This window comes from Pseudanabaena sp. PCC 9330 (assembly GCF_055795045.1).
The window spans coordinates 18,854-44,172 of record NZ_JAYFES010000116.1 but is presented as its reverse complement, the minus strand read 5'-3'; the positions used below and the strand labels follow the sequence as shown (position 1 = coordinate 44,172).

22 protein-coding genes are annotated in these 25,319 nt (G+C 58.8%); 16 read left to right on the top strand and 6 right to left on the bottom strand.

Annotated elements, in window-relative coordinates; translation table 11 throughout:
• Positions 1 to 115: 115 nt before the first annotated feature.
• Both AC0QKW_RS20995 and AC0QKW_RS20990 read left to right on the top strand, forming a co-directional pair.
• Positions 116 to 1,210, top strand: coding sequence for a Gfo/Idh/MocA family protein (locus AC0QKW_RS20995; RefSeq protein ID WP_473153052.1), 1,095 nt, complete (start codon positions 116 to 118; stop codon positions 1,208 to 1,210).
• A gap of 187 nt (positions 1,211 to 1,397) precedes the next feature.
• The gene (locus tag AC0QKW_RS20990) at positions 1,398 to 2,198 is read left to right on the top strand and encodes a hypothetical protein (protein WP_473153051.1); all 801 of its coding nucleotides are present in this window, start codon (positions 1,398 to 1,400) and stop codon (positions 2,196 to 2,198) included.
• A 208-nt stretch (positions 2,199 to 2,406) separates the two neighbouring features.
• On the opposite strand, the gene AC0QKW_RS20985 is transcribed toward AC0QKW_RS20990, so the two are convergent.
• A complete protein-coding gene (locus tag AC0QKW_RS20985; protein ID WP_473153050.1) occupies positions 2,407 to 3,015 on the bottom strand; it encodes a CPP1-like family protein in 609 nt (202 codons plus the stop codon).
• Between the two features lie 396 nt (positions 3,016 to 3,411).
• Here AC0QKW_RS20985 and AC0QKW_RS20980 point away from each other — a divergent pair, with 396 nt between their 5' ends.
• Complete coding sequence (locus tag AC0QKW_RS20980; protein WP_473153049.1) at positions 3,412 to 5,049, top strand: cation:proton antiporter; 1,638 nt, start codon at positions 3,412 to 3,414, stop codon at positions 5,047 to 5,049.
• Between the two features lie 205 nt (positions 5,050 to 5,254).
• On the opposite strand, the gene AC0QKW_RS20975 is transcribed toward AC0QKW_RS20980, so the two are convergent.
• Complete coding sequence (locus tag AC0QKW_RS20975) at positions 5,255 to 5,932, bottom strand: potassium channel family protein (RefSeq protein ID WP_473153048.1); 678 nt, start codon at positions 5,930 to 5,932, stop codon at positions 5,255 to 5,257.
• Between the two features lie 364 nt (positions 5,933 to 6,296).
• Here AC0QKW_RS20975 and AC0QKW_RS20970 point away from each other — a divergent pair, with 364 nt between their 5' ends.
• From AC0QKW_RS20970 to AC0QKW_RS20960, 3 genes are all read left to right on the top strand, one after another.
• Positions 6,297 to 7,106 carry a glucose 1-dehydrogenase gene (locus tag AC0QKW_RS20970; protein ID WP_473153047.1) on the top strand — a complete coding sequence of 270 codons (810 nt, stop codon included), beginning with the start codon at positions 6,297 to 6,299 and terminating at the stop codon, positions 7,104 to 7,106.
• Between the two features lie 280 nt (positions 7,107 to 7,386).
• Entirely contained in the window at positions 7,387 to 7,815 is a 429-nt protein-coding gene (gene psaD, locus AC0QKW_RS20965; protein WP_473153046.1) for a photosystem I reaction center subunit II, read from the top strand.
• A gap of 154 nt (positions 7,816 to 7,969) precedes the next feature.
• Positions 7,970 to 9,496, top strand: a complete 1,527-nt coding sequence (locus AC0QKW_RS20960; protein WP_473153045.1) for an anthranilate synthase component I family protein — start codon at positions 7,970 to 7,972, stop codon at positions 9,494 to 9,496.
• A 31-nt stretch (positions 9,497 to 9,527) separates the two neighbouring features.
• Here the strand turns inward: AC0QKW_RS20960 and AC0QKW_RS20955 are convergent, their stop codons facing one another.
• Entirely contained in the window at positions 9,528 to 10,553 is a 1,026-nt protein-coding gene (locus AC0QKW_RS20955) for a septal ring lytic transglycosylase RlpA family protein (RefSeq protein WP_473153044.1), read from the bottom strand.
• Positions 10,554 to 11,468: 915 nt separating this feature from the next.
• On the opposite strand from AC0QKW_RS20955, the gene AC0QKW_RS20950 reads away from it, so the two are divergent.
• From AC0QKW_RS20950 to AC0QKW_RS20925, 6 genes are all read left to right on the top strand, one after another.
• Positions 11,469 to 11,675: a hypothetical protein gene (locus AC0QKW_RS20950; protein WP_473153043.1), complete on the top strand. Its 207-nt coding sequence runs from the start codon at positions 11,469 to 11,471 to the stop codon at positions 11,673 to 11,675.
• Positions 11,676 to 11,840: 165 nt separating this feature from the next.
• Entirely contained in the window at positions 11,841 to 14,408 is a 2,568-nt protein-coding gene (locus AC0QKW_RS20945) for an EAL domain-containing protein (RefSeq protein WP_473153042.1), read from the top strand.
• 305 nt (positions 14,409 to 14,713) lie between these two features.
• Positions 14,714 to 16,105: an NAD-dependent succinate-semialdehyde dehydrogenase gene (locus tag AC0QKW_RS20940; protein WP_473153041.1), complete on the top strand. Its 1,392-nt coding sequence runs from the start codon at positions 14,714 to 14,716 to the stop codon at positions 16,103 to 16,105.
• Positions 16,106 to 16,192: 87 nt separating this feature from the next.
• Complete coding sequence (locus tag AC0QKW_RS20935; protein ID WP_473153040.1) at positions 16,193 to 17,830, top strand: acetolactate synthase large subunit; 1,638 nt, start codon at positions 16,193 to 16,195, stop codon at positions 17,828 to 17,830.
• Between the two features lie 17 nt (positions 17,831 to 17,847).
• Positions 17,848 to 18,027, top strand: coding sequence for a hypothetical protein (locus AC0QKW_RS20930; RefSeq protein WP_473153039.1), 180 nt, complete (start codon positions 17,848 to 17,850; stop codon positions 18,025 to 18,027).
• Positions 18,028 to 18,042: 15 nt separating this feature from the next.
• Positions 18,043 to 18,690, top strand: a complete 648-nt coding sequence (locus AC0QKW_RS20925) for an ABC transporter permease (RefSeq protein WP_473153038.1) — start codon at positions 18,043 to 18,045, stop codon at positions 18,688 to 18,690.
• Positions 18,691 to 18,739: 49 nt separating this feature from the next.
• Here AC0QKW_RS20925 and AC0QKW_RS20920 read toward each other — a convergent pair whose 3' ends face one another.
• Both AC0QKW_RS20920 and AC0QKW_RS20915 read right to left on the bottom strand, forming a co-directional pair.
• On the bottom strand, positions 18,740 to 19,873 hold the full coding sequence (locus tag AC0QKW_RS20920) for a glycosyltransferase family 4 protein (RefSeq protein ID WP_473153037.1): 1,134 nt from the start codon (positions 19,871 to 19,873) through the stop codon (positions 18,740 to 18,742).
• A 91-nt stretch (positions 19,874 to 19,964) separates the two neighbouring features.
• Entirely contained in the window at positions 19,965 to 21,119 is a 1,155-nt protein-coding gene (locus AC0QKW_RS20915; protein WP_473153036.1) for an NAD-dependent epimerase/dehydratase family protein, read from the bottom strand.
• A 264-nt stretch (positions 21,120 to 21,383) separates the two neighbouring features.
• On the opposite strand from AC0QKW_RS20915, the gene AC0QKW_RS20910 reads away from it, so the two are divergent.
• The 4 genes from AC0QKW_RS20910 to AC0QKW_RS20895 all read left to right on the top strand — a co-directional run bounded on the left by AC0QKW_RS20910 (position 21,384) and on the right by AC0QKW_RS20895 (position 24,385).
• Positions 21,384 to 21,866: a MarR family winged helix-turn-helix transcriptional regulator gene (locus tag AC0QKW_RS20910; RefSeq protein WP_473153035.1), complete on the top strand. Its 483-nt coding sequence runs from the start codon at positions 21,384 to 21,386 to the stop codon at positions 21,864 to 21,866.
• Positions 21,867 to 22,074: 208 nt separating this feature from the next.
• A complete protein-coding gene (locus tag AC0QKW_RS20905; RefSeq protein WP_473153034.1) occupies positions 22,075 to 22,884 on the top strand; it encodes an ABC transporter ATP-binding protein in 810 nt (269 codons plus the stop codon).
• Positions 22,841 to 23,677 (top strand): ABC transporter permease, encoded by an 837-nt coding sequence (locus AC0QKW_RS20900; RefSeq protein WP_473153033.1) that lies wholly within the window; start codon positions 22,841 to 22,843, stop codon positions 23,675 to 23,677. The genes AC0QKW_RS20905 and AC0QKW_RS20900 overlap by 44 nt, the downstream gene beginning before the upstream one ends.
• 126 nt (positions 23,678 to 23,803) lie before the next feature.
• Positions 23,804 to 24,385 carry an NADPH-dependent FMN reductase gene (locus tag AC0QKW_RS20895; RefSeq protein WP_473153032.1) on the top strand — a complete coding sequence of 194 codons (582 nt, stop codon included), beginning with the start codon at positions 23,804 to 23,806 and terminating at the stop codon, positions 24,383 to 24,385.
• Between the two features lie 56 nt (positions 24,386 to 24,441).
• Here AC0QKW_RS20895 and AC0QKW_RS20890 read toward each other — a convergent pair whose 3' ends face one another.
• Positions 24,442 to 25,200 (bottom strand): GDSL-type esterase/lipase family protein, encoded by a 759-nt coding sequence (locus AC0QKW_RS20890; protein WP_473153031.1) that lies wholly within the window; start codon positions 25,198 to 25,200, stop codon positions 24,442 to 24,444.
• Positions 25,201 to 25,319 lie beyond the last annotated feature (119 nt).

Sequence of the window (25,319 nt, the reverse complement as noted above, 5' to 3'; positions counted from 1 at the left end):
GTCTGTGAGAATTTTAGATCGAGGCTAGAACTAAACTGCTCAGTTTAATTGTAGCGATCGCACCTGCCCCCTTACTCTGAGATAGGGCATTGGCCCCGCTATTGAGGAGGTCGCCATGGCAGAAACACCCATTCGCGTTGGGGTGGTGGGCACTGGGTTTGGGCAAAAGGTTCACATTCCTGGGTTGCAGGCCCACCACCGTACTGAGGTGGTGGCGGTGTACCACCGCGATCTGGCCCAGGCTCAGGCGATCGCCGCCGCCCACGGCATTGCCCACGCCTGCGACAGCGTCGAGAGCCTAGTCGCCCTGCCCGAGGTCGATGCCGTCACCGTGGCCACGCCACCGTTTCTGCACCACGCTCAGGCCAAGACCGTGCTCACAGCGGGCAAGCATCTGCTGCTAGAGAAACCCACCGCCCTGTCGGGGGCCGAGGCCGAGGCGATCGCCACTCTGGCCCAGCACCAGGGGCTCATCGCCACCATGGACTTTGAATTTCGCTTTGTGCCCGCCTGGCAGCGCCTGGCCGAACTGCTGGCTGAGGGCTACGTCGGCAATCTGCGCTTTGTGAATATCACCTGGACGGTGCCGGGCCGGGCCGACCCCAGCCGCGCCTGGAACTGGTACTCGCAGCGCGACCAGGGGGGCGGTGCCCTGGGGGCCTTTGCCTCCCACAGTTTTGACTACATTACCTGGCTGTTTGGCCCCATTCACAGCCTCTGCGCCCGACTCAGCACGGCCATTCCCCAGCGGCCTGATGCCTCTGGGCAACTCCAGCCCGTAGATGCCGACGACACCTGTAGCCTGATTCTAGACCTGGCCAACGGTGCCCCCTGCCAGGTGGCGATTAGCTCTGTCACCTACGCCGGGCGGGGCCACTGGGTCGAGGTCTACGGCGATCGCGGCACCCTGGTGCTGGGCAGCGACAACCTCACCGACTACGTCCACGGCTTTAGGCTCTGGGGCAGCCAGGGCGGCGCAGCGTTAGACGAGCTGGCGATCCCCGATCGCCTCCAGTTTCCCAGTACCTACCCCGATGGCCGCATTGCCCCCTTTGTGCGGGTGGTCAACCACTGGGTCAGCGACATCGACCGGGGCCAGGCGACAGCGCCGTCGATCGCAGATGGGGTGCGATCGCAGCACCTGATGGATCTGGCCCACCAGTCTCACCGCCAAAATACCTGGGTCAAGGTACCCCCCACGCTGTTATAGATACGAAATTTGTCTAATTTTGATCCCCTGGTGCACCCTTCGTGGGTCAAACAGGTATCCTCATGGGCAAGCTTACATATGATTGGCGGTACCTGCCAGTTCACCTACTCGCCCTAAGTTCACCCACTCAGCTCAAATTCACCAGCTATTACGACTATTTCTCCGCTAACTGCTGCTCCGGTAATTCATGTCGTTTCAAAGATATCCACTATCTACGGTTCAAAAAGTTAGCCAGTTTGTTCGCGAGACTCTGGTGTTGCCCCCCCACGAGCAGCAGCCGGGCAGTGCCGACCCCGACGCCTCAGAAGATGGCCCCATACCCGACTCTCTCAACGCCCTAGGAGATCTGTTTCGGGTAGGAGACATGCCCGAAGACAATGTGCCCGCCCCCAATACCGAGGGGCGCTGGTTTGTCAGCACCATTGACCCCTCCGAGGCCCTAGCTAAGCTGCCCGGTTTGTGGATGCGGCCCGGCATTCGCATGGTCACCTACCTGCGACAAGATACCAACGGCGGCATAGGGATTACCGTAGCTCTGCCAGGGTTGCTGAGCACCACCGAATTTCTGGAGGAGGCGATCGCCCAGGTCACCCAACCCGACCAGGCTCCTAGCCCCATGGGTGCGCTGCCCAGCCTAATGGCGGGGGTCGATGGCGACGGCTCTCTAGCCTCATTTTTATCGGCCTCGATCTTTACCCGCGAGGTGCGGGAGTTTGGCCGCTTTGGCCGCTATGCCCGCTGGGTGCACCACCGCTTTGTCGCCGCCCCACCCCAGCAGATCGCCTGGCAGTGGCGCACCAAGCCCCCCGAAGACTTTTCGCCCAAGGTGGTGCTACGCCAAGACAACGAGGTGATTGTGGAGTTTTACTCCTGCCGGGTACAAAAACCCATTGCTCTATTTCGCCATTTAGATCGGTACCCCCCCAATAGCTACACCGCTGAAAATCAAGATCAGGTGGTAGCCGTAGCGGGGACGGCGAGTGGGTAAGGAGTGGATACAAGATCGCTGGGTCTAGGCCGCTTGATGACACCTGAGCAGAGCAGCGGTTTGCCCCAGGGAAATGTGGGTTGATTAAAGTGAAATGCTTGGGTGAGGGCAAACGACTGCGTGCCCTCGCAGAGAACGCAACCGCTACAGATTATTTACCCCCTATTTCGAGGTCAAGGAGAGCGCCAGTCGCCCCCATCGTTTTGACCTAGCGCATAAAGCTGCTTACCGTCCACAGCGATAGACAGGTGACCGCTGCCGCCACCGCGTCGGGGCTGGCCCAAGCAAACTGAGCCCCCTGGGGAATCAGCAACTGACCTACGGTCAGGCCCAGGGCTAGGCCAACGGCCAGACCGCCAATGGTGAGCAACACCGATCGCCAAAACTTATTTTCTTTGCGGTTGAGAAAGTAGATGGCCGCCCCAATGGCCACCGCCAGAGCTAGGGAGGGGGCGGCAAAGCCCAGCAGCGCTAGCCCGCCGTAGGTCACCGCTGGCCAGATGATGTCGTCGCGGCTAGGGGTGTCGACAAAGGCGTTGAGCCAGTCAGGGCGAGGGAGAGAGGGAGTCGCTTTGGTCGAGACAGCGGGCTCAGGCACGTTTTCGGCAAAGCGAATGCGATCGGGCACCTTGATCTTGCCCTCCTGGCGCAGCCGCAGCCGTTCCATCAAAATGGCGTCGTAGGCAGCTTCGACAGCGGCTTTCTGCTTGGGCTCTTCGGCATACTGACCGACTAGGCGATCGCGCGCCTCTTGAATCTCTTCAAAGGTGGAGGCCTCATCTAGCCCAAGCAGTTCGTAGGAATTTTGGTCGCTCATCTGCAAAACTCTAAGCCCCCAGACGACTTGACAACAACAGCCAGCCACATAAACGCCAAACCCATCCCCCCAGACACATAACCAGCTTGCCCGCAGCCCAAGATCGATTCAACATCAATTGCTTAGACCCAGTGTAACCAGCCACCCTACAAATAGGGAACACCTAATCTTAGCTCTCCCCCGAAAGCTAGCCCAATGCAATTCTGTAGCCTGCCGTCACCAGCGGTGGTCAGCCCCTACAGATGGGTACCGCCTCTGGGCACCTTGCTTTCATCTCGTACCTTTCATCTCGTACCTTTCATCAGAGTCGGGCCAAAGCTCGGCTTCCCCCCTGAGGATTTTCCCCCTTAGGATAATTTAGAGTTTGCAGTGTCTGGCTCAATGGAGATCACGCCAATGCTCGTTTGGTGTCTGGCCCAGTTGCCCGACGGGGTAGATGCCGCCACCCCTCTAACATCGTCCCCCTTAGCATCGACCAACGGCAATGTCACCAGCTTGGTCAACACACTAATTGTGCTGCTGCTGGTGGCTACGGTGGTCGCCTTAATCACTCGGCGGCTGCGTATTCCTTACGTGGTGGGGCTGGTGCTGGCGGGACTAACCATTACCAAATCGCTGCTGCCGGGGACGGTGGGCCTCAATCCTGAGGTGATTTTGAATCTATTTTTGCCGATCTTAATCTTTGAGGCGGCCATCAATACCGACATTAGCCGGTTACGCAGCACCATCAAGCCCATTGCCCTGATCGCAGGGCCGGGGGTACTGCTGGCAGCAGTGATTACCGCTACCCTCCTTCAGTGGGGGCTAGGTCTGGCGACAATTACCGCCGCCGCCATTGGCGTGATTTTGACCATTACCGATACGGTTTCGGTGATCGCTGCCTTTAGAACCGTGCCCGTGCCCCCCCGCCTGGCCACCATTGTGGAGGGCGAAAGCCTGTTTAACGACGGTACGGCCCTAGTGCTGCTAGGCATTATCACCACCATTCACCTCCAGGGGTCATTTACGGTCTGGCAGGGGCTTCAGCAGGTGGTCATTGCCTTTGCCGGCGGTGGGGTGCTAGGGCTGGGACTAGGCTACCTGTGTGTGGGGCTATTTCAGCAGCTCGACGATGCCCTGAGCAATATTTTGCTGACGGTGGCGGTGTCGCTGGGCACCTTTCAGATCGGCCAGGCTCTGGGGGTGTCGAGCGCGATCGCCGTCGTCATTGCCGGGCTGGTCATCGGCGAACTGGGCTTTCGCCACACCTCGGCCTCGGCCAAGGTCACCCTGCTCAACTTTTGGGAATATGCCGGGTTTGGAGTCAACACGTTTATTTTCTTGCTGGTGGGCATTGAGGTCGATCCGGAGGTGCTGCTGCGCACCATTCCGGCAGCGCTGTTTGCGGTGCTGGCCTACCAGACAGGCCGTATTTTAACCACCTATCCCCTGCTGTACCTGCTGGGTTTTTGCGATCGCCCCCTGCCTCTGCGCTGGCAGCACGTGCTGATTTTAGGCAACGTTAAAGGGTCGCTGTCGATGGCCCTGGCGCTGAGCCTGCCCCCAGACCTGCCGGGGCGGCAGCAGGTGGTGGCTCTAGTGTTTAGCACGGTGCTGGTGTCGCTGGTGGGCCAAGGGCTGAGCCTGCCAGTGCTGGTCAAGCGGCTGCGGCTAACCGCGCCCTCCCCCACCAAGCAGCGCATGGAAATCTTACAAATGAATATGATCGCGGCCAAAGCCGCCCAGCAAGAGCTCGCCACCCTGCTCCAGGCGGGCAGCCTGCCCAAAAACCTCTACGAAGAGCTGTTTGCAACCTACCAGGCCCAGGTCGCCACCGCCGATCGCGACCTGCGCGACCTCTACAACCAGCGCAGCCTCAACGACACCGCCCGACTCGAAGACCACAGCAGCCTCGACGGCCTGCGCCGCCGCCTCTACCTAGCCGAAAAAGGGGCCGTCAACGACGCTCTCCGCAAGGGCCTGTTATCTGAGGAGGTCAGCCAGAGCTACATTCGCGAGCTAAATGAGCGACTGCTGGCGCTGCGGGATGAGTGAGTAGGGAGTCAAGATTGACAAGCACCCGCTCTATTCGCTACCTTATACGTAGTCATTACGAGTTTGCATTTACTTCTAGGAGGTTCCCTATGGGCGCATTCATTAACAACAGCTTAAAGGCCGTAAAAGACGCGATCGATCGCAGCAACGCCGCCGTGGCCGAAGGTCGCCGCCTTATGGGTCGGCCCGCAGATCTATCGCGACGCTAGGCACAGAGCCCCATGTAGTCGAGCATTTTTCGCACTAGATTAGGCTTGGTCACCGCCAAAATCGTCGAACCACTCTCCAGCACCGTGCTGCCGTTGGGAATGGTCAAATCTTCGTGGGGGTGGGCCTGGTAGCCAATGATCAGCGTACCCGCCGGGAAGCGCGGGTCTTGGGCTATCTCGGCCACCGTGCGCCCCACAATCGTGCACTGCTGGGGAATGGGCAGCTTCAGCACCTCCACCTGCCCCTGCTCAAAGTGCATCATTGCCTCCACCTGGGGGTACTCAATGGCGCTGACCATGCGGCTGATAGTCAGCTCGGTGGTGCTGATGGTGTGGGTGGCCCCCGCCAGTTGATAGGGCTCGGCAAAGTCGCGATCGCTCATTCGCACCACCGTCTGGGGCACCCCATAGTGCTTCGACAGCGTCACCAAGGCCAGGTTAAACGCATCCTCGGGCAGCGCCGCAATCACCGCATCGGCCTTGCGAATGCCCGCCTCTAGCAGGGTGGTCGTGTTCACCGCGCTGCCCTCAAAGGCCATCACGCCAATCTTTTCGCGGGCATACTGGCAGGCCAGGGGATCGGTGTCTACCACCGCCACCGTGTGCCCCTCCTCTAGCAGCGTTTTCGCCAGATCTAGGCCCAGCATGCCAGCCCCGCCGATCAAAACGTACATTGTTAACCACTCCTTAGGCGATTGCTCAAAAAGTAATGTCCTGACATCGGGCCAACAACCGTTTGCCCCTCCGGTAGAACAGCTCGTTAATGGAGGCTTTGCTGACATAGAACTCACCCTAGGCGATCGCTCAAAAAGAACATCCTGACATCGGGCCAACAGCTATTTGCCCCTACGGTAAAACGGTTTGCCAATCGGGGATTTTCCTGGGTAGAACCCACCTTAACGCTCAACAATCCCACTGTAGACAGAAAATAGTTCCCCAGAGAGATATACCAGAGCGTGCGACCTGAGTATGCTCACAACATCCCTGTGATGACTCGGCTGCTTACTCGCGACCCATCCCCCTTACCCCATTTCCACCATGAAAGGACTCACCGGCAAAACTGCGCTGATCACTGGCGCCTCCTCTGGTATTGGTCAGGCGATCGCCATTCGTCTGGCCGAAGAGGGCTGCAACATTGTGATCAACTACCGCAGCAATCCCGCCGCCGCCGAAGACACCCGCCGCCAGGCCATGGAAAAAGCCTGCCCAGACATTGAGCTCTGCGGCGTTCAGTCGCTGCTGGTACAGGGCGATGTCTCTAAGGAAGACGATGTCATCGCCATGGTGCAGCAGACCCTCGATCGCTTTGGCCAGCTCGATATCTTGGTCAACAATGCCGGTGTGCAGACCGATAGCCCCTCCGATGCGATCGCCGCCGACGACTTTGACTGGGTGCTGGGAGTCAACCTGCGCGGTGCCTACCTGTGCGCCCGCGAGACCATCAAACATCTGCTGACGACGGGCCGCCCCGGCAGCATTATCAACGTTTCCAGCGTTCACGAAATCATTCCTCGGCCCCAGTACCTCAGCTACTCCATCAGCAAGGGCGGCATGGGCAACATGACCCGCACCCTCGCCCTCGAATATGCCGCCAGAGGCATTCGGGTCAACGGCATTGGCCCCGGTGCCACCATTACCCCCATCAACGATGAGTGGACTGAGGATCCTGAGAAAAAAGCCGAGGTCGAAAGCCATATTCCTATGGGCCGGGCGGGCACCAGTGAAGAAATGGCCGCCGCCGTCGCCTTTCTCGCCTCCGATGAAGCGGCCTACATCACAGGTCAAACTCTCTATATCGATGGCGGGCTGACTCTCTACGCCGACTTTAGAGAAGCGTGGTCGGCCTAGAACGTTGGGGTTAGCAATAGGCGAAAGGGTGGTGGGTTGGCAGGCTGGAAAGTTAGACGATTAGACGGTGGCAGGTTTAACCGTTCTAACTACTTTCAAATGTTCTAACCACTAACGTTTTACCTGCTCACCCTCAGGCTCAGGATCCACACATGTATCAAGTCTTCTGCCCTTACCTGAAGAACTGTTACACTTCCTCAACAATCAGTATTACCCCCCGCTCACGCGATGATACGATGCCCATCAAACGCCCATTCAAGTGGTTGAGAGATAGGATTTCATGACTGAAACGTTGACAGGTCAAACACCTATTTTTGGAGGCAGCACCGGCGGTCTCCTCACCAAGGCCTCAGTTGAAGAAAAGTACGCCATCACCTGGACCAGCCCCAAAAAGCAGGTCTTTGAAATGCCCACCGGTGGCGCGGCCTTTATGAACGAAGGCGAGAATCTGCTATATCTAGCCCGCAAAGAGCAAGCCCTGGCCCTTGGCCGACAGCTGCGCAACAAGTTTAAGCCCAAGATCGAAGACTACAAAATCTATCGCATCTTCCCCAGTGGCGAAACCCAGTACCTGCACCCCGCCGACGGCGTCTTCCCTGAGAAGGTGAACGAAGGTCGTGGCGCAGTCAATAGCGTTGCCCGTAACATTGGTGCCAACCCCGACCCGGCCACCATCAAGTTCAGCGGCAAGGCTACCTACGAGGTATAGGCCATTGGCATAGGCTCCGGGGTGCGGTTTTATCGAACTTTTGGAGCTAAAGCTTTCTCTGTTGACTGTGACTGTTGTGTTGTAAGGGGCTTAGCTACGGCTAGGCCCCTTTTTTCGATCGCGGGAGCCGCCCCAGCGCTGTAGAATAGGTGCCATGATTTTTCCAGCTTTTGAGCAGTTTCAAACTTACGCCACCCAGGGCAACTTTGTGCCCGTCTACCAGGAGTGGCTGGCCGATCTCGATACCCCCGTGTCGGCCTGGTACAAGGTATGCGCGGGCCAGCCCTACAGCTTTTTGTTGGAGTCGGTAGAAGGGGGCGAAAACCTGGGCCGCTACAGCTTTTTGGGCTGCAACCCGCTGTGGGTACTGGAAAATCGGGGCGATCGCTCTACCCAGACCCACCGCGACGGCACCGTGATCGAGCACCGGGGCAACCCCTTCGACACCCTGGCCGACTGCCTAGCCCCCTACCAGCCGGTCAAGCTGCCCGCTATGCCCCCCGGCATTGGCGGCCTGTTTGGCTTTTGGGGCTACGAGCTGATCCGCTGGATTGAGCCCACAGTGCCAGTGCACCCCGCCAATGCAGACGATCTACCCGACGGTCTCTGGATGCAGGTCGATAGCCTGCTGATTTTTGACCAGGTGCAGCGCAAAATCTGGGCGATCGCCTATGCCGACCTGCGAGATCCATCGACGAATGTACAGACGGCTTACCAGCAAGCCTGCGATCGCGTCTCCCAACTGCTCCACAAACTCACCCTTCCTCTGGCCGCTGCTCCGGCTACCCTGCCCTGGCACGCGAGCAGCGCCGCACCGCCAGTGGCCTACACCAGCAACCGCACCCCTGACGAGTTTTGCGCCAGCGTTGAGCGGGCCAAGGCTCACATCCAGGCGGGCGATATCTTCCAAGTAGTGATCTCCCAACGCTTAAACACCACCTACAGCGGTGACCCCTTTGACCTGTACCGCTCCCTGCGGCAGATCAACCCTTCACCCTACATGGCCTACTTCAACTTCTACAACTGGCAGCTGATTGGCTCTAGTCCTGAAGTCATGGTCAAGGCCACCCTAGACGACGACCCCAGTCAGCCCCAGGTGGCCACGGTGCGCCCCATCGCTGGCACTCGCCCCCGGGGCAAAACCGCCGCCGAAGACACCGCCTACGAGCACGACCTGCTGGCCGACCCTAAAGAGCGAGCCGAACACGTCATGCTGGTGGATCTAGGCCGCAACGACCTCGGTCGGGTCTGCCTCAGCGGCACCGTCCAGGTCGATGAGCTGATGATTGTCGAGCGCTACTCCCACGTCATGCACATCGTCAGCAATGTGGTGGGTCGTCTGGCCCCCAGCAAGACCGCCTGGGATCTGCTCAAGGCCTGCTTTCCGGCGGGCACCGTCAGCGGCGCGCCCAAAATTCGCGCTATGCAGATCATCCACGACCTAGAGCCCTGCCGCCGGGGGCCTTACTCCGGGGTCTACGGCCACTACGACTTTGAGGGCCAGCTCAACACCGCCATTACCATTCGCACCATGGTGGTGCGATCGCGACCTGAGGGGGGCCACAGCGTCAGCGTCCAGGCCGGAGCCGGGGTAGTGGCCGACTCGGTACCCGAGCTCGAGTACCAAGAGACCCTCAACAAAGCCCGAGGCATGCTAGAAGCCATTCGGTGCTTGGGCTGACCCGAGCTATGGTGGGTTGGTTTGGCTCAGCCTAAGGCCGGGCAGCCACCACCTCTTCTCGCCAGGCGCTGGGCAGCCCAGGGGCCAAAATCGTCGCCTGGTAGGGAATCACCCCTGGCTGATCGGCACCGAGACACTGGGCCGCTGCGTAGGAGAGATCGAGCGATCGCTCTCCTATGTAAGGGCCGCGATCGTTGATGCGCACCACTACCGTTTTGCCGTTGAGCTGGTTACGCACCTGGAGGTAGGTGTCAAAGGGCAGCGTCTTATGGGCCGCTGTCAGCTCATGCTGGTTAAACGTCTCGCCCGTAGCGGTCTGCCGACCGTGAAAATAAGGCCCGTACCACGAGGCCGTACCACCAAAGGTCTGATGGGTTTCTCCCAAACCATAGGACACCATCTGTACCTGACTGGGGTCAAGCGGGGGCGCTCCAAAAGCCAGGCGCAAATTATTTACCCACTGGGTGGCTTGCAGGGGGGCATGCTCTGGGTCGGCCTCTAGATCCGGCAGCACAAATACCGTTTGCCCATCTATTTGTCCGCCCGACACCCCGGCTCCCAGCCTGGGGGTGAGGGCATCGGGGTTAGCCTCCAGTGCAGGCACTGCCTCACGGATTTGACTGGCAATGGCCTCTGCCGCCTGCCGAGAGGGCAGACGACCAATAACTATATTTTTGACCTCAACGATAAAGCCATCAGCCGGGTGGCTTGGGCTGACGTAGCTGCCACAGCGGCCTGCCCCACGGTCAAGACTGACACTGTCACTCGACAGGTGGCCAAGCCGAGGCACAATGGCCACCGCCGCCGCCGCATGCCATCGTTGCCAGTCAAATTCAGCCGCACCTGACCAAACTAGCTGAGGCTCCAGCGGCGGTGGCCGGTAGGCTGAGGCCTGTAAATGTAGCGGTGAATAGAGACGCGCTGCTACCGCGTCCTGTTCAAGGAAAAGCCCCGCTGCGTAGGAACGAGTCGCTAGCAGCACCGGAAACTTAAACAGAGGAGGAAAAACCGAATGATGGGGTAGAAATGCAGCCCAGAAAAAGGCAAATAACGTCATTTGAGCGTGTGCTGAAATCAACACCCACGGCCCTGGCCAAAGCTGCCCAAGGGCAGTCTCGACCACAAGCTCAGGCGGTGGGCCATGGCCAGCAGCAACCCCAGCAGCGACGCTTGCTTAGCAACTGGGGTACAAAAGCTACTAGTTTTACAATCCAGTTCACTATGGCGCGAACAGCTTTTCAGCCTAACACCTTAATTTTGTATCCGCAATCACAATTTTCAAGGCCACTTTGCTAGTCAAGCAGCGTTCTTAGCACTGGTGGCCCTGATCTTACAGCAGCCCCGGCGAAGCCCCACTGGTCAGCCCAGGCTGACGGTGGCAAAGTATCAAGCCAAACAACTGCTGCATGTGCCTATGGGCGCATGCAGCAGTTGGGGTATTTTTAGTTTTGGCCGATAGTCACTCGATCGCGAGGTGCGCCCGACGCCCATCTCGGCGATCAAAAATCGGTGATCAAAGATTAGCCATCAACCATTGGGTTAGAACAAGCATCTCTCTAATTAACATCTGCCAAAGTAGCAGCCCCATCTAAATGACACCAACAAAAGGAGTCAGATGGGGCTGGAGACGCAGTTAGGAGGTATCTTGCGTCTTAGCATATCTGGGGAATTGAGCTGCGGAGCATTCCCTTAACAAGTTTTTAATGCCCCCATTTAATGCCCCCAGTGCGATGCTCAACCCGGTGCGGGCACCGGTCACCGCTGGGAGCAGGTTAATTTTAACCGGTCCTCAGCGATGGCAAGGGAGCTTTACTCGACCATAAAGCTTAAGTAAATACCTAGATTCTCAGTATTGAGTGAGGCTTAGGCGGTGAAAAATTACACCATGCCTGTAGCGGTATAGAAGTGAAGGAAATCAGCCTTTACCGCGCGGGGCAGGAGTTCTGTCACTAGCCTGGGGTCTGTTTTAGTCATGAAAAAGCTGCTCATTCGAGTTTTTATTTGGCCTAGCGGCGCAGCCATGCTGGTGGGGGTGAGCATATTAACGTTGTTGGTGCTGCACTTACCTGACCTAGTTGCCAATCCTCAGGCCCAGGGCCCTCGCGAAGAGTTTCCGGGACAGCGGCGGGGGGGCGGCACCCACTGGGTCAATACTCCACACAGTGACACCATGGCTTAAGGTCGCGGCACTGACAGGCCTGCGGTGCTCTAGGCGGGGGGCCGCAGATGTTGGCTCTGGGGCAACATGTCCGGATTGGGGTCGTTAGACTCTGTAATATCTAGTGCATTCAGGGATGCAGGTCGATGTCTGTCATGGCTACGTCTACCGTCGTCGGTTTATTTCATGGTGCAATTCCGGGCTGGGCCTTTGGGGCCACACATTCGAGACTGGTTCTCGCGTTTTGCTGAACCGATTAACTTTGGTAGTCGAGCAGTGCTGGTGTCTGGCCTGCTGGCTTTAGCGATCGCATCTACGGGCAAACAGTTCAAGCTGTTTGAGGCTCTTGAGATGTCGAGCTTTGACCGGCTCACTCGCATGCAGGTACGGCAGTCTTTTGATCGCCGGTTGCTGATCGTAGAGATAACCGAAGCCGATATTGAAGCCTATGGCTGGCCCCTGAGCGACCGAGTAGTCGCCGACATTATTGCCGAGATTCAGCAGCATGACCCGGCAGTGGTAGGTCTCGACCTGTACCGCAATACTCCCCAGAGCGAGCCAGGCAAAGCCGCCTTGGCCCAGGCCTTTGAGGCCCCCAACCTGATTGGCATTTTTAATGTTGGTCAGCAGGGCAACGGCGTTGAGGTGCCCGCCCCAGATACCTGGCCCACCGATCAGGTGGGGTTTAACGATTTTGTCATTGACCCTGACGGGGTGCTCCGTCGCAACCTGTTGTACGTGGCGGCTCCTGACAATCCGTTCTATTCGTTTCCGCTGCGGGTGGTACTGGCCTACCATCCCGACCTGGCCTTTCAGGTCGATCGCGACTATGACCGGCTGCGCATTGGCCCCGCTGAGTTCCCGGCCCTGCTGGCAGAAGATGGGGGGTATGCCGATATCGATAACCGGGGCTACCAGGTGCTGATGAGGTACAGCACTCCCTACGAACCAGCCCGGACCCTGACTATTACCCAGGTGCTGGCCGGGGCGGTGCCGCCGGACTGGGTGCAGGGCAAGATCGTGCTGATTGGCTCCACCGCCTCTAGTCTAAAAGATGAGTTTTATACCCCCTTTAGCCACGATCAGTCGTCGCAGTTTGTGATGGCTGGGGTGGAGGTGCACGCTCAGAGCGTCAGTCAGCTGCTCGATGCGATCGCTGGTGAGCCGGCCCTGTACCGTTTTTTGCCCCAGTGGGGTGAGTTTCTTTGGCTGGTGGGCTGGACGCTGGTGGCCGGAGTAGTGGGCTGGCAAGTGCGGCGACCCACGGTGCTGCTGGCAGTCAGCGGAGCCATGGTGCTGGGGATTTGGGGGCTGAGCGGCCTGGCCCTGAGCCAGCTGCTTTGGGTGCCCACGGTAGAGCCAGTGGCGGCCTATTTACTGGCCCTGGGTCTGGTGGTGGTGCAAAAGGCGCTCTACCGCAGCAGCTACGATCAGCTCACTCTGCTGCCGGGGCGCGATATGTTTTTGCTTCAGGTGCAGCGGGCGTTGCAGGCCCGACCAGCGACGGCAGTGACGGTAGTGTTTCTCGACATCGATCGCTTTAAGCTGATCAACCAGTCCTACGGGCACCTGATGGGCGATCGTGTGCTGCGCACCATCGGCCAACGGCTGCGCCAGTTTTTGCCCCCCTCGGCCCAGCTGGCTCGGGTAGGGGGCGACGAGTTTGCCTTTTTGCTGCCGGTGCACGACCAGCCCACCGTTGACCAGTGGCTTAACCGCCTGCAAACCGAGCTGTCAGAGCCCTTTTCTATGGCGCGGCGGCGACTGTCGGTGACCAGTTCTATGGGGGTAGCTATGGCCCATGGCGATCGCCCCCCTACCCCCCAAGACCTGCTGCGCGATGCCCACACGGCCATGTACCGGGCCAAGGCGCTGAATGAGTACCGCTACGAGGTGTTTGCCAGCACCATGCACGAAGAGGCGGTGCGGCGGCTAGATCTGGAGAGCCACCTGCTCAGCGCCTTTGAGAACAATGAGTTTTTGCTGCACTATCAACCCATCGTATGTCTGAAAACAGGCCGCATTACCGGCTTTGAGGCCCTAGTACGGTGGTATCGCCCCGAGGAGGGTTTTGTATCGCCGGGGCAGTTCATTCAGGTGACCGAAGAGACCGGGCTGATCGTGCATCTGGGCCAGTGGATTTTTCGGGCCGCCTGTGCCCAGCTCAAAGCCTGGGAGCAGCAGTTTCCTGAACAGACTTTGACCATGAGCATCAACCTATCGGGGCGGCAGTTTCACCAGGTCGACCTGGTCGAACAGTTTGGCAACACCCTGCAAGGTCTCGATCTCAGCGGCACCCACGTGCAGCTTGAGATTACCGAAAGCATGATCATGCGCGATGTCGATGGGGCCACCGAGATCATGCACCGCCTCAAGCACCTGGGGCTGAAGCTGGCCATTGACGACTTTGGCACGGGCTACTCTTCCCTCAGCTACCTGCACCGCTTTCCCACCGACACCCTAAAGGTCGACCAGTCCTTTGTGGGACGGATGGATCAAAGCGACGACGATCGCGAGATTGTACACACCATTATTGCCCTGGGGCAAAAGCTCAGTATGAATCTCGTGGCCGAAGGCATTGAGACCGAAAAGCAGCTGCACCGCCTGCGATCGATGGGCTGTCACCGAGGCCAGGGCTTTTTGTTTTCTAAGCCCCTGGGCCGCGAGGCGGCTACGGCCCTGCTGTCTAACCCCTGGCCCTGGGCTAACTTCGGCGCTGCCAGCAGCCCTGCAGAACAGGCGGCAAACACCTAAAGAGGCCTGTTTTTCGTCATCGTTACGTAACACTATGTTTTGTGCAGAAGTAATAGGATGAGGGCGTAGTCTTTTGTGTCTCAAGGCACAGTTAAGAAAGACTCAGTTTAGAGGTTGACTGCCAAAGCTGCGCTTGCTCGGAGGGGTACTCTATCCCCATGCTGATGAGTCTGGATTGTCGACCTTTTGATCCAGGTTCAACCTTGTCCAGTGAACGCGGCAATCAACCGCGATCACGGTTGATTGCTACTAGGGCAATCGGAGCTTAGATCGCCGACCTCAGTTGACCAACAGGAGGTCAAATTATGCCCATTGCCAGTATTAACCCCGCCACCGGAGCGGTGCTAAAAGAATTTGCCTCTCTGGGAGATGCTGATCTAGACCAAAAGCTAGCCCAAGCCACCCAGACCTTTGCCACCTATCGCCAGACCAGCTTTGACCAGCGCGCTACCTGGCTGCGACAGGCGGCCCAGGTGCTCGACGACAACAAGGCTGCCTACGCCAAAATCATGACCTTAGAAATGGGCAAGCCCCTGGCCGCTGCTGTGGCCGAAGTCGAAAAAAGCGCCCTGGTCTGCCGCTACTATGCCGACCACGGGGCCGAGTTTTTGGCCGATGAGCCCGCCACGACCGACGCCAGCCGCAGCTTTGTGCGCTATCAGCCCCTCGGCCCAGTGCTGGCGGTGATGCCGTGGAACTTTCCGTTTTGGCAGGTGTTTCGCTTTGCGGCTCCGGCGCTGATGGCGGGCAATGTGGGTCTGCTCAAGCACGCCTCAAACGTGCCCCAGTGTGCCCTGGCGATTGAGGAGGTGTTTCAGAAAGCCGGGCTGCCGGAGGGGGCGTTTCAAACTCTGCTGATCGGGGGCGATCGCATTGCCAAACTCGTTGCCGACGATCGCATCAAAGCTGCCACCCTCACCGGCAGCGAGCCAGCGGGCATCAGCCTGGCCACCGCCTGCGGCCAAAACCTGAAAAAAACCGTGCTAGAGCTGGGTGGCAGCGACCCGTTTATCGTTATGCCCAGCGCAGATATTGAAGCGGCGATCGCCACCGCCGCCACCTCACGGATGCTCAATAACGGCCAAACCTGCATTGCGGCCAAGCGGTTTATTGTCCACGAGGCGATCGCCGATCGCTTTGAACAGGGCCTCACCGAAAAATTTGCCGCCCTCAAGATTGGCAACCCCCTCGACGAGGGGGTCACCGTTGGCCCCCTGGCCACCCCCAGCATTGCCGCTGAGCTAGAGCAGCAGGTCAGCACCTGTTTAAACCTGGGCGGCCAGGCGCTGATTGGCGGCAATGTCGCAGCCTTTAAGGCTCAGCTGCCGGTGGAATGGCAGGGCGGCAACTGGTTTCCGCCCACCATTTTGGCGGCGCTGCCCCCCGGCACCCCCGCCGACCAGGAGGAGTTCTTTGGCCCAGTGGCCCTGGTGTTTCGGGTGAGTAGCCTGGATGAGGCGATCGCCCGGGCCAACGACATTCCTTTTGGCCTGGGGGCCAGCGGCTGGAGCCAAGACCCCGCCGAGCAAGAGCGCCTGATGAACGAACTCGAGGCTGGGGCAGTCTTTATTAATGGCCTGGTCAAGTCTGACCCCCGCCTGCCCTTTGGCGGCATCAAGCGATCGGGCTACGGGCGCGAGCTTGGTCGCCAGGGCATCCACGAGTTCGTCAACATCAAAACTGTCTGGGTCAAATAGTTCCAGGTGTGAACGTTCGCACGCTTTAACGTTCACACCTTCACCCCTGCCAACCTTTCCCCACCCTCTATCCCCCGACACGATCCTATGAATACCGCTGAATTACTCGTCCAGTGCCTTGAGAACGAAGGCGTCGAATATATCTTTGGCCTACCCGGCGAAGAAAACCTCCAGTTACTCCAGGCGCTCAAGCGCTCGTCCATTCAGTTCATCACTACCCGCCACGAACAGGGAGCGGCTTTTATGGCCGATGTCTACGGGCGGCTGACGGGCAAAGCGGGGGTGTGCCTTTCGACCCTGGGGCCAGGGGCGACAAACCTGATGACTGGGGTGGCCGACGCGACCCTCGATCGCGCCCCGCTGGTGGCGATCACCGGCCAGGTGGGCACCGATCGCATGCACATTGAGTCGCACCAGTACCTCGACCTGGTGGCCATGTTTGCCCCGGTCACCAAGTGGAATGCTCAGATCGTGCGGCCCAGCATTACCCCCGAGATTGTGCGCAAAGCCTTTAAGCTGGCCCAGGCCGAAAAACCCGGCGCGGTACACATCGACCTGCCGGAGAACATCGCCGAGATGGAGGTGGTAGGCGCTGCTCTACGGAAGGATAGCCAAGAGAAAACCTACGCCTCGCTGCAGAGCATTCAGCAGGCGGCGGTGGCGATTTCTCAGGCCAGCAACCCGATGATCTTGGTGGGCAATGGGGCCATTCGCGCCAGCGCCAGCGAAGCTCTCACCGAGTTTGCCACCCAGCTCAACATTCCCGTGGCCAACACCTTCATGGGCAAGGGGGTGATTCCTTACACTCACCCTCTGGCGCTGTGGTCGCTGGGGTTGCAGCAGCGCGACTACATCACCTGCGCCATGGAGCAGACTGACCTCATCATTGCGGTGGGCTACGACCTGATTGAGTACTCGCCCAAGAAGTGGAACCCCGACGGCAATCTGCCGATTTTGCACATCAACCTCACCCACGCCGAGATCGACAGCAGCTACATTCCTAAAGTAGAAGTCATTGGCGACATTTCAGACTCTCTCGAAGAAATTCTCAAGCGGGTGAAGCGCCAGGGTCGCCCTGAGCCAGCCAGCCTCAAAATTCGCGACGAAATTCGGGCCGACTACGAGCAGTATGCCGACGACTTCGGCTTTCCGATCAAGCCCCAAAAGCTGATCTACGACCTGCGCCAGGTGCTCGACGCCGAAGACATTGTGATCTCGGACGTGGGGGCTCACAAAATGTGGATGGCCCGCAACTATCACTGCCTGCGCCCCAACACCTGCCTGATTTCCAATGGCTTTGCGGCCATGGGCATTGCCCTGCCGGGGGCACTGGCAGCAAAGCTGGTGCACCCCAACCGCAAGGTGGTAGCCGTGACCGGCGACGGCGGCTTTATGATGAACTGCCAGGAGCTGGAGACGGCCCTGCGGGTGGGCACGCCTTTTGTCACCATCATCTTTAATGACGGCGGCTACGGGCTGATCGAGTGGAAGCAGATGAACTACTACGGCGAGTCGACTTACATTCACTTCACCAACCCCGACTTTGTCAAGCTGGCGGAGGCCATGGGCCTCAAGGGCTACCGAATTGAGTCGGCGGAAGACTTTATTCCGACATTGAAGCAGGCCTTGGAGGATGATGTGCCAGCGGTGATCGACTGCCCCGTGGACTACCGCGAAAACCTGCTGTTTAGCCAAAAGGCGGGCGATCTGAGCTGTTCGATCTGATATCAAATCCTATCTACATGCCCCGGTTCCTAGGGGCATTGCACTGCAATGCTCCCTACCCCGCCAATGCTCCAGGTCAGGGGCGATCGCTCTGCTTTGACTACCTGCGTCAGCCTACTGCACCTGGCCCCAGCATGGCCCTCAATGGAATATTCTCAGCCATGCGGCTGAGGATGGATGCGAAGATGAGGTACTGATCTGCTCGCCGTCCTATGCTGCCAACTCTGCAAACCGCCTATCAGTACACGTTAGACAACAGCGATCGCGTTTTGACGGCCCTACAGCAGCATCTCTTGCTGGTGGCAGTGCCCTTGGCCATTGGGCTCGTGGCGGGGCTACCCCTGGGCTGGTGGAGTGCGCGATCGCCCCTAGTCTCCACGGTCATGCTAAATACCTTCAACGCCCTGCGGGTGATTCCTAGCCTGGCGGTGCTGTTTTTGGCGGTACCATTTCTAGGCTTAAGCTTTTGGTCAGCGGTGCTAGCCCTGACGCTGCTGGTGATGCCGCCGATTTTGATCAGCACTGACGTGGCCTTTCGCACCATTAGCCCCGCCATTCGAGAAGCGGCCACGGGCATGGGCATGCCCCCCGCCGCCATTCTCAAGCAGGTGGAGATTCCTCTGGCGCTGCCGGTGGTGATTGCGGGCATCAAGACCGCCACCGTGGAAGTGATCGCCAGCGCTACCCTAGCCGCCTTTGTCGGAGCAGGGGGTCTGGGGGCCTTTATTGTGCTGGGGTTTGCCGTCTATGACCCAGCGATTTTGCTGGTAGGGGCAGTGCCGGTGGCGCTGCTGGCCCTGGGGGCTGAGGTGGGCTTGAGTGCTGTGCAGCGATCGGTACAACCGCCAAGACAGGGATAGGATTCGGTATTGGGTCTAGTAAAGCCGCCACCTACTAGAGAGCGCCTGGTTAGGCCGCCATGGGCAGCGATCGCTGGGCCAGCACCTGCCGGTAGAACTGCTGTAGTTGCCGAGTGGCCGCTGCCCAGCCCCACTGCTCTGCTTCGGCCACAGCATTGCGGCGCATGAGTTCGCGCTCGGCTTTGGCCTCAATCAACCGACGGGTGGCATCGATCGCCCCTGAGGCATCTAGCGGGTCAAAGAGAAAGCCGTTGACGCCATCGGTGACAATGTCGGGAATGCCACCGGAGTTGGCGGCCACCACCGGACAGCCTGCGGCCATGGCCTCTAGCAGCACTAGGCCCAGGGTCTCGGTGCGGGAGGGAAACACGAAGGCGTCGGCGGAGGCGTAGGCAGAGGCGAGGTCTTCACCCCCCAGGTAGCCAACAAAGTTGGTGAAGGTCCCTTCAAAGTGGGCCTCTAGCTCGGCGCGGTAGGGGCCGTCGCCCACCAGCGCCAGCCGCGCACCGGGAATCGCCTGGAGCACGGGTTTGATGCGGTCAATTTCTTTTTCGGCAGAGAGGCGACCGATATAGAGCAGTAGCGGCGCTTCGGGGTGGCCCTGGGAGAGGCGATCGCGCATTTCAGCACTGGCCAACTCTGGCCTAAACAGCTCGTTATCGACGCCCCGCTGCCACACTTCGATATTCTCTACGCCGTGTTCTGACAGCTCAGCCTGCATAGCGGTAGAGGTGACCAGGTTGATTTGCGCCTGGTTGTGCATCGCCTTGATCAACTCCCACATCACCCCTTCGAGCATGCCCAGACCGTAGTGCTCTAGGTACTTGGGCAGGTGGGTGTGGTACGACGCCACCAGCGGCAAGTCCATCGTCTTGCTGTAGTAAATGCCCGCCAGCCCGAGGACTGCCGGGTTGACGACATGGACGAGATCAGGCTGAAACGCTTCTAGTGCTTCACCAATGGAAGGTCGCGGCAGCGCCAGCTTAAGCTCTGGGTACAGCGGCAGAGGAAACCCAGAAACCCCATGAATCTTAGCCCCCTTGTGCTCTCGCAGCCCCCCATCAGGAGAAAAGACCAATACCTGGTTACCCTGGCGCTGCAAGTGATCGACCGTATGCTTAAGACGGGTAACAATGCCGTCAACTTTCGGCAAAAAGGTCTCGGTAAAGAGAGCAATCCGCATAACAATCGTAGGGGGCTAAAGAAGATAATTGAAAGTAAAAAATCACCCGATGGCGGGGCAAAATCACAGTGCGATTTTACCCCGCTTCTAGCTAGTCGCGCCGCCACTTAACCGTGGGCAAAATCTGGGTCTTGTCGACGCGATCTCTGTACTTAACGGCAAAGTTGAGCAGGCTGTCAAGCAGCGAGTCAGACAGCAGGTGAGGCTGTAGACCCAGCTCTAGCAGATTGGTGTTTTTGGCGTTGAAGTAGTGCTCTTCGGCCTCAACTCGGGGGTTGTCAATGTGATTGATCTCCACATCGAAACCCATGGTGTTGCCAGCCTTCTTCACCATCAGGGCCAGTTCGCCAACGCTAAACATCTCGGTGAACTGGTTGAAGACGCGGAAGATGCCGGGGTCACCGGGATTGGCGATCGCAATCTCCACACAGCGCACGGTGTCGCGAATATCGAGAAAGGCGCGGGTCTGGCTGCCGTTGCCGTAGACCGTCAGGGGGTGATCTACCGCCGCCTGCACACAGAAGCGGTTGAGGGCCGTACCAAAAATGCCGTCGTAGTCGAGGCGATTGATCAGCAGCTCATCCATGCCAGTCTCTTCGGTGAGCACGCCGTAGACCACGCCCTGGTTGAGGTCGGTAGCCCGCAGGCCCCACACCTTACAGGCAAAGTGAATGTTGTGGGAGTCGTGCACCTTGCTGAGGTGGTAAAACGAGCCGGGCTGCTTGGGGTAGGGCAGGGTGTCTTTGCGACCATTGTGCTCAATGGTGATGTAGCCCTCTTCGATGTCGATATTGGGGGTGCCGTACTCGCCCATGGTGCCCAGCTTGACCAGGTGGCACTCGGGGAAGTGGTCGCGCAGTACGTAGAGCAAATTCAGGTTGCCCAGCACGTTGTTGGCCTGGGTGAGCACGGCGTGCTCGCGGTCGATCATCGAGAAGGGGGCCGATCGCTGTTCGCCGAAGTGTACGACAGCGCTCGGCTCAAATGACCGCATGGTCTCCTCTAAAAAGGAGTAATTATTGATGTCGCCCACGTAGAGATCAATATGCTTGCCGGTGAGATCTTTCCACCGCTGCAGGCGGGCTTGAATGGGGGCAATGGGGGTCAACGTATCGATCTGAAGCTGAGCATCCCAGTGGCGACGCACCAAACTATCAAGAATCCCGACTTCGTAGCCACGGTTGGAAAGATGCAGGGCAGTTGCCCAGCCACAATAGCCGTCGCCGCCAATTACCAGGACTTTCATAGCAATGCTTCATTCGTTTTGCCGATACCAAGACAATCTACCAGGTTTGGAGGATCTATAAACCACCGACCAAAAGATCGAGGGATCGGCAGGTTTTTCTGCTGACAACAAATTGAGAATCCATGGTTAAAGCCCTATTAAAGCCACTCCTGCGGGCCTTAAATGATTGGGTTGACGCCCTACTCCCCTGCCCACAATTTGAAATTACTAAGCTAAACTAACAATTAGCTGAACTAACTATTGTGTCGCCAGGTCACGCTGCCGTTGATTACCCTTACCCCCAGCCAGTGTGCGATCGACGTCATGGCCGTGGTGCCTGCGGTGACCAGGTTTCTACGGGCGGGCATTCGCAGCCACGGCAAGCCCCATCTGTCGCTGTCGCAGTTGCGGGTGCTGTATTTTTTGCGGCGGCGATCGCAGTCTTCCCTCTCTGAAGTGGCTGACTATTTAGATGTCACCCGCCCCACCATGTCGGCCATGGTCGAGCGCCTGGTGCAGCGGGGGTTGGTAAACCGCATTGGCGATCCCGTTGAGCGACGGCGCATCATTCTCACCCTCACCCCTGAGGGGGCCGCAGAGACGGCGCGGGTTTACGACGCGACCTTGCAAACAGTGGCCGATCGCCTGATGGGCTTGTCCGCCGCCGACCTGCAACAGGTGCAGGCCGGGCTGGCGATCTTGGGCGGTCTGTTTGATGAGAGGTTGGGTAACGACCTGGCCTTGGGGCAAGAAGATTTGAGGGAGTAAGTCTTACCCAAAAACTTTTATGCGAGAAAAATGCTCTCTGGAGATCCCCCCTGCCCCCTAAAAAGGGGGGTGATGAGTAAGTTTTTGACCGCGAGTGTTTGGGGAGATCGGATCTGGTCAAGACAGAACCTCACTCACCCAATTGCCTTCAAGCCCCACTCATCCACTCCCAACTCATCCACCCATCCACCACCCACCCCTAACCTAGATGATTGACATTCAAGAACTCACCAAACGCTTCGGCACCAAACCAGCGGTCGATGGCTTTTCCCTGACCGTGGCCCCCGGTGAAGTCTTTGGCCTGCTGGGGCCAAACGGGGCGGGCAAAAGCACGCTGATCAAAATGCTCACCACCCTGCTGCCCGCTAGCAGTGGCCGGGCCGCGATCGCCGGGTTTGATCTTGGCCGCCAGGCCGCCGGGGTGCAGCGCAGCATTGGCTACGTGCCCCAGGCGCTCTCGGTAGATGGCACCCTGACCGGCTACGAAAACCTGCTGATTTTGGCCAAGCTCTACGGGGTGCCCCGGCGGCAGCGGCTCGATCGCATCCACGCCGCCCTGCACTATGTGGGGCTCGACTCGGTAGCCCATCACCTGGTGAATACTTACTCCGGCGGCATGATTCGGCGGCTGGAGATGGCCCAGGCCACCCTGCACCGCCCCCCGGTTTTGTTTCTCGACGAGCCGACCGTGGGGCTCGACCCGGTGGCCCGCAAAACCATGTGGGATCTAATCTTGCAGCTGCGGCACGACTACGGCACCACGGTGTTTCTCACCACCCACTTTATGGAAGAGGCCGATGTGCTGTGCGATCGCATTGCCATGCTCTACCAGAGTCGGCAGGTGGCGATCGGCACCCCCGCCGCCCTCAAGGCCACCGTACCCCAGCCTGAAGCCGCCTCTGAAGCCACGATGGATGACGTGTTCATCCACTACACCCGCAACTCGCTCAGTACTGAAACCGAAGGAAGCTACCGTGACACGTCAACCACACGCCGCACCGCTCAACGGCTGGGCTAGGCCTAGCCGAGTGACCACCCCGGTGGAAGAATTTATTGCCAAGGCCCTGGTCGCTGCCGAACTCGAAATTCGCAAGCTGCGCCATGACCCGATTCAGCTGTTTACCCGCGCCGTGCAGCCGGTGCTGTGGCTGACGATTTTTGGCCAGGTGTTTACCCAGGTGCGCGGCATTCCCACCGGCAATCTCAGCTACATCGACTTTATGACACCGGGCATTCTCGCCCAGAGCGTTTTATTCATGTCGATTTTCACCGGGCTGCTGGTGATCTGGGAAAAGGATCTAGGGATTTTGCACAAGCTGATGGTCAGCCCTGCGCCCAAGTCGGCTCTGGTGCTGGGCAAGGCGATCGGAGCCGGGGTGCGCTGTCTGTCGCAGCTGGTGATCATCTATATCGTGGCGGCACTCATGGGGGTGGGCATTAACTGGAGCCCCCTGGCGATTCTGGGCGTGGCCCTGGTAGTCATGCTGGGGGCGGCGCTGTTTTCCACTTTTTCGCTGATTGTCGCCTGCTGGGCGCAGACCCACGAACGGGTGATGGGCGTCGGCCAGCTGATGATGATGCCGCTGTTTTTTGCCAGCAATGCGATCTACCCAATTGAGATCATGCCCGCCTGGTTGCAGGTGGTGTCGCGCCTCAACCCGCTGACCTACATGGTCGATGCCCTGCGCCAGCTGATGCTGGTAGAACCGGCAGGCAGCTACAGCCTGGGGCTGAGCCTTTCAATTTTGGTGGGTGTGGCGGCGGTGCTGATCGCCTTTTGCGGGCGGTTGTATCCTCGTCTGGTGCGGTAGGGACAGGGCTAGATCGGGGACGGCTGCTCACTCCCAGGGCGATCGTCTCACTGAACATTAAGGTTTGGGAATTAGGATGAGGCGGTGATCCTAGTCAGACCCGAGTTGTGATTGAGGTTGATTGAGATGGCATTCAAAACAGTGGTTTTCTATGGTTCCTACCGACGCGATCGCAACGGTATTCGAGCGGCAAAGTTTCTGCTAGATCAGCTAGCTCAGCGCGGTCACAGCACCGTTTTTGCCGATGCCCTAGAGTACGACTTTGGCCAGCTCGATCGCATGTATAAAGAGCACGAACCCGGCCAGGCTCCGGCCAAAATGGAGGAGCTAGCCGAGCATATTCGCACCGCCGATGGCTTTGTGGTGGTGACGGGCGAATACAACCACTCGGTTCAGCCGGGGCTGAGCAATCTGATGGATCACTTCCTGGAAGAGTATTACTTTCGCCCGGCGGGGATTGTGTCGTACTCGGTAGGCGGCTTTGGTGGGGTGCGGGCTGCTGTTCACCTGCGGGTAATGCTAGGCGAGATGGGCATGCCAACCATTTCTTCAATGTTTGCGATCTCAAAAATCACCGCTGCCCTCAATGCTGACGGGGAGCCCCAGGATGAATCATTGATCAAACGGCTGGGCTCTTTTTTGGACGAACTGGAGTGGTACGAAGAGGCCCTTCAGCGGCAGCGAAACGAGAAGGGCAAACCCTTTTAATAGTGTCCTAGGCTGCGAGGGTTGAACGGAGTCAAAACCTTTGAAGCCCCGGTGCCTTAGTGCAGATAACCCGCCAGCAGGCTATAGCCTTGGGAATTTAAATGCAGACCATCGGTGGTTAGGTCGGTGCGCAATAGACCTTGACCATCCATAAACGCGGGCTGTAGGTCGAGAAACTCGACTTGGCGCCGCTGGAGGGCGATCGCCAGCTGCTGATTGACCCACCGCACCTGAGGCGGCGGAATATTGGCCAACCGAGTAGGCAAGATCGACAGCACCACAATGCGAGCCTGGGGGTGCTGCATCTTCAGACGCTGGGCCGTGAGTTCTAGATTTGACACCACTATTCTGGGGTCAGCGCCATTTTTGAGGTCGTTAACCCCAGCCATGACATAGATGGTCTGGGGCCGCACCGAGGCAAAATAGGTCAGCCGTCGCACCACATGGGTCGTAGTTTCGCCAGAGATGCTCTGGTTGAGCCAGAGGCGATCGCCAGTCAACTGTTCCTGGGGCAGCCACAGATAGATCGAGTCGCCTACCAGCACCGTCAGCGGGCTTTGGCCCTGGCGGCTGGCCATCAGCGCTGCCTCGTAGGCGAGCAGGCTCTGCCAATCTTGGTAGGTGGGCTGCGGCACAGCCGTCTGCCACTGGTCAGCAAAGGTACTGGGGGGAATGCGGCTGTACAGATAGCCAGCCCGCAGAGTGGCGACTCGCTGTACGTACAGCTGCCCGCCAGTGCGGGGGCGCACCATCGTAGAGTTTGCATTCGCTGGCATGGGTGCGATCGCGCCAGCGGATAGGTAAGCCGTCGCCATTGCCCCCAATAAACCCAGAACTAATGATCGTGCCCTGCGCTTCATATCTCACCACCCGGTGCTGCGTCCTCCATGGCTACAAAGCATAGCGACGAATTTTGTCCCGTCAAGCCTGCTCA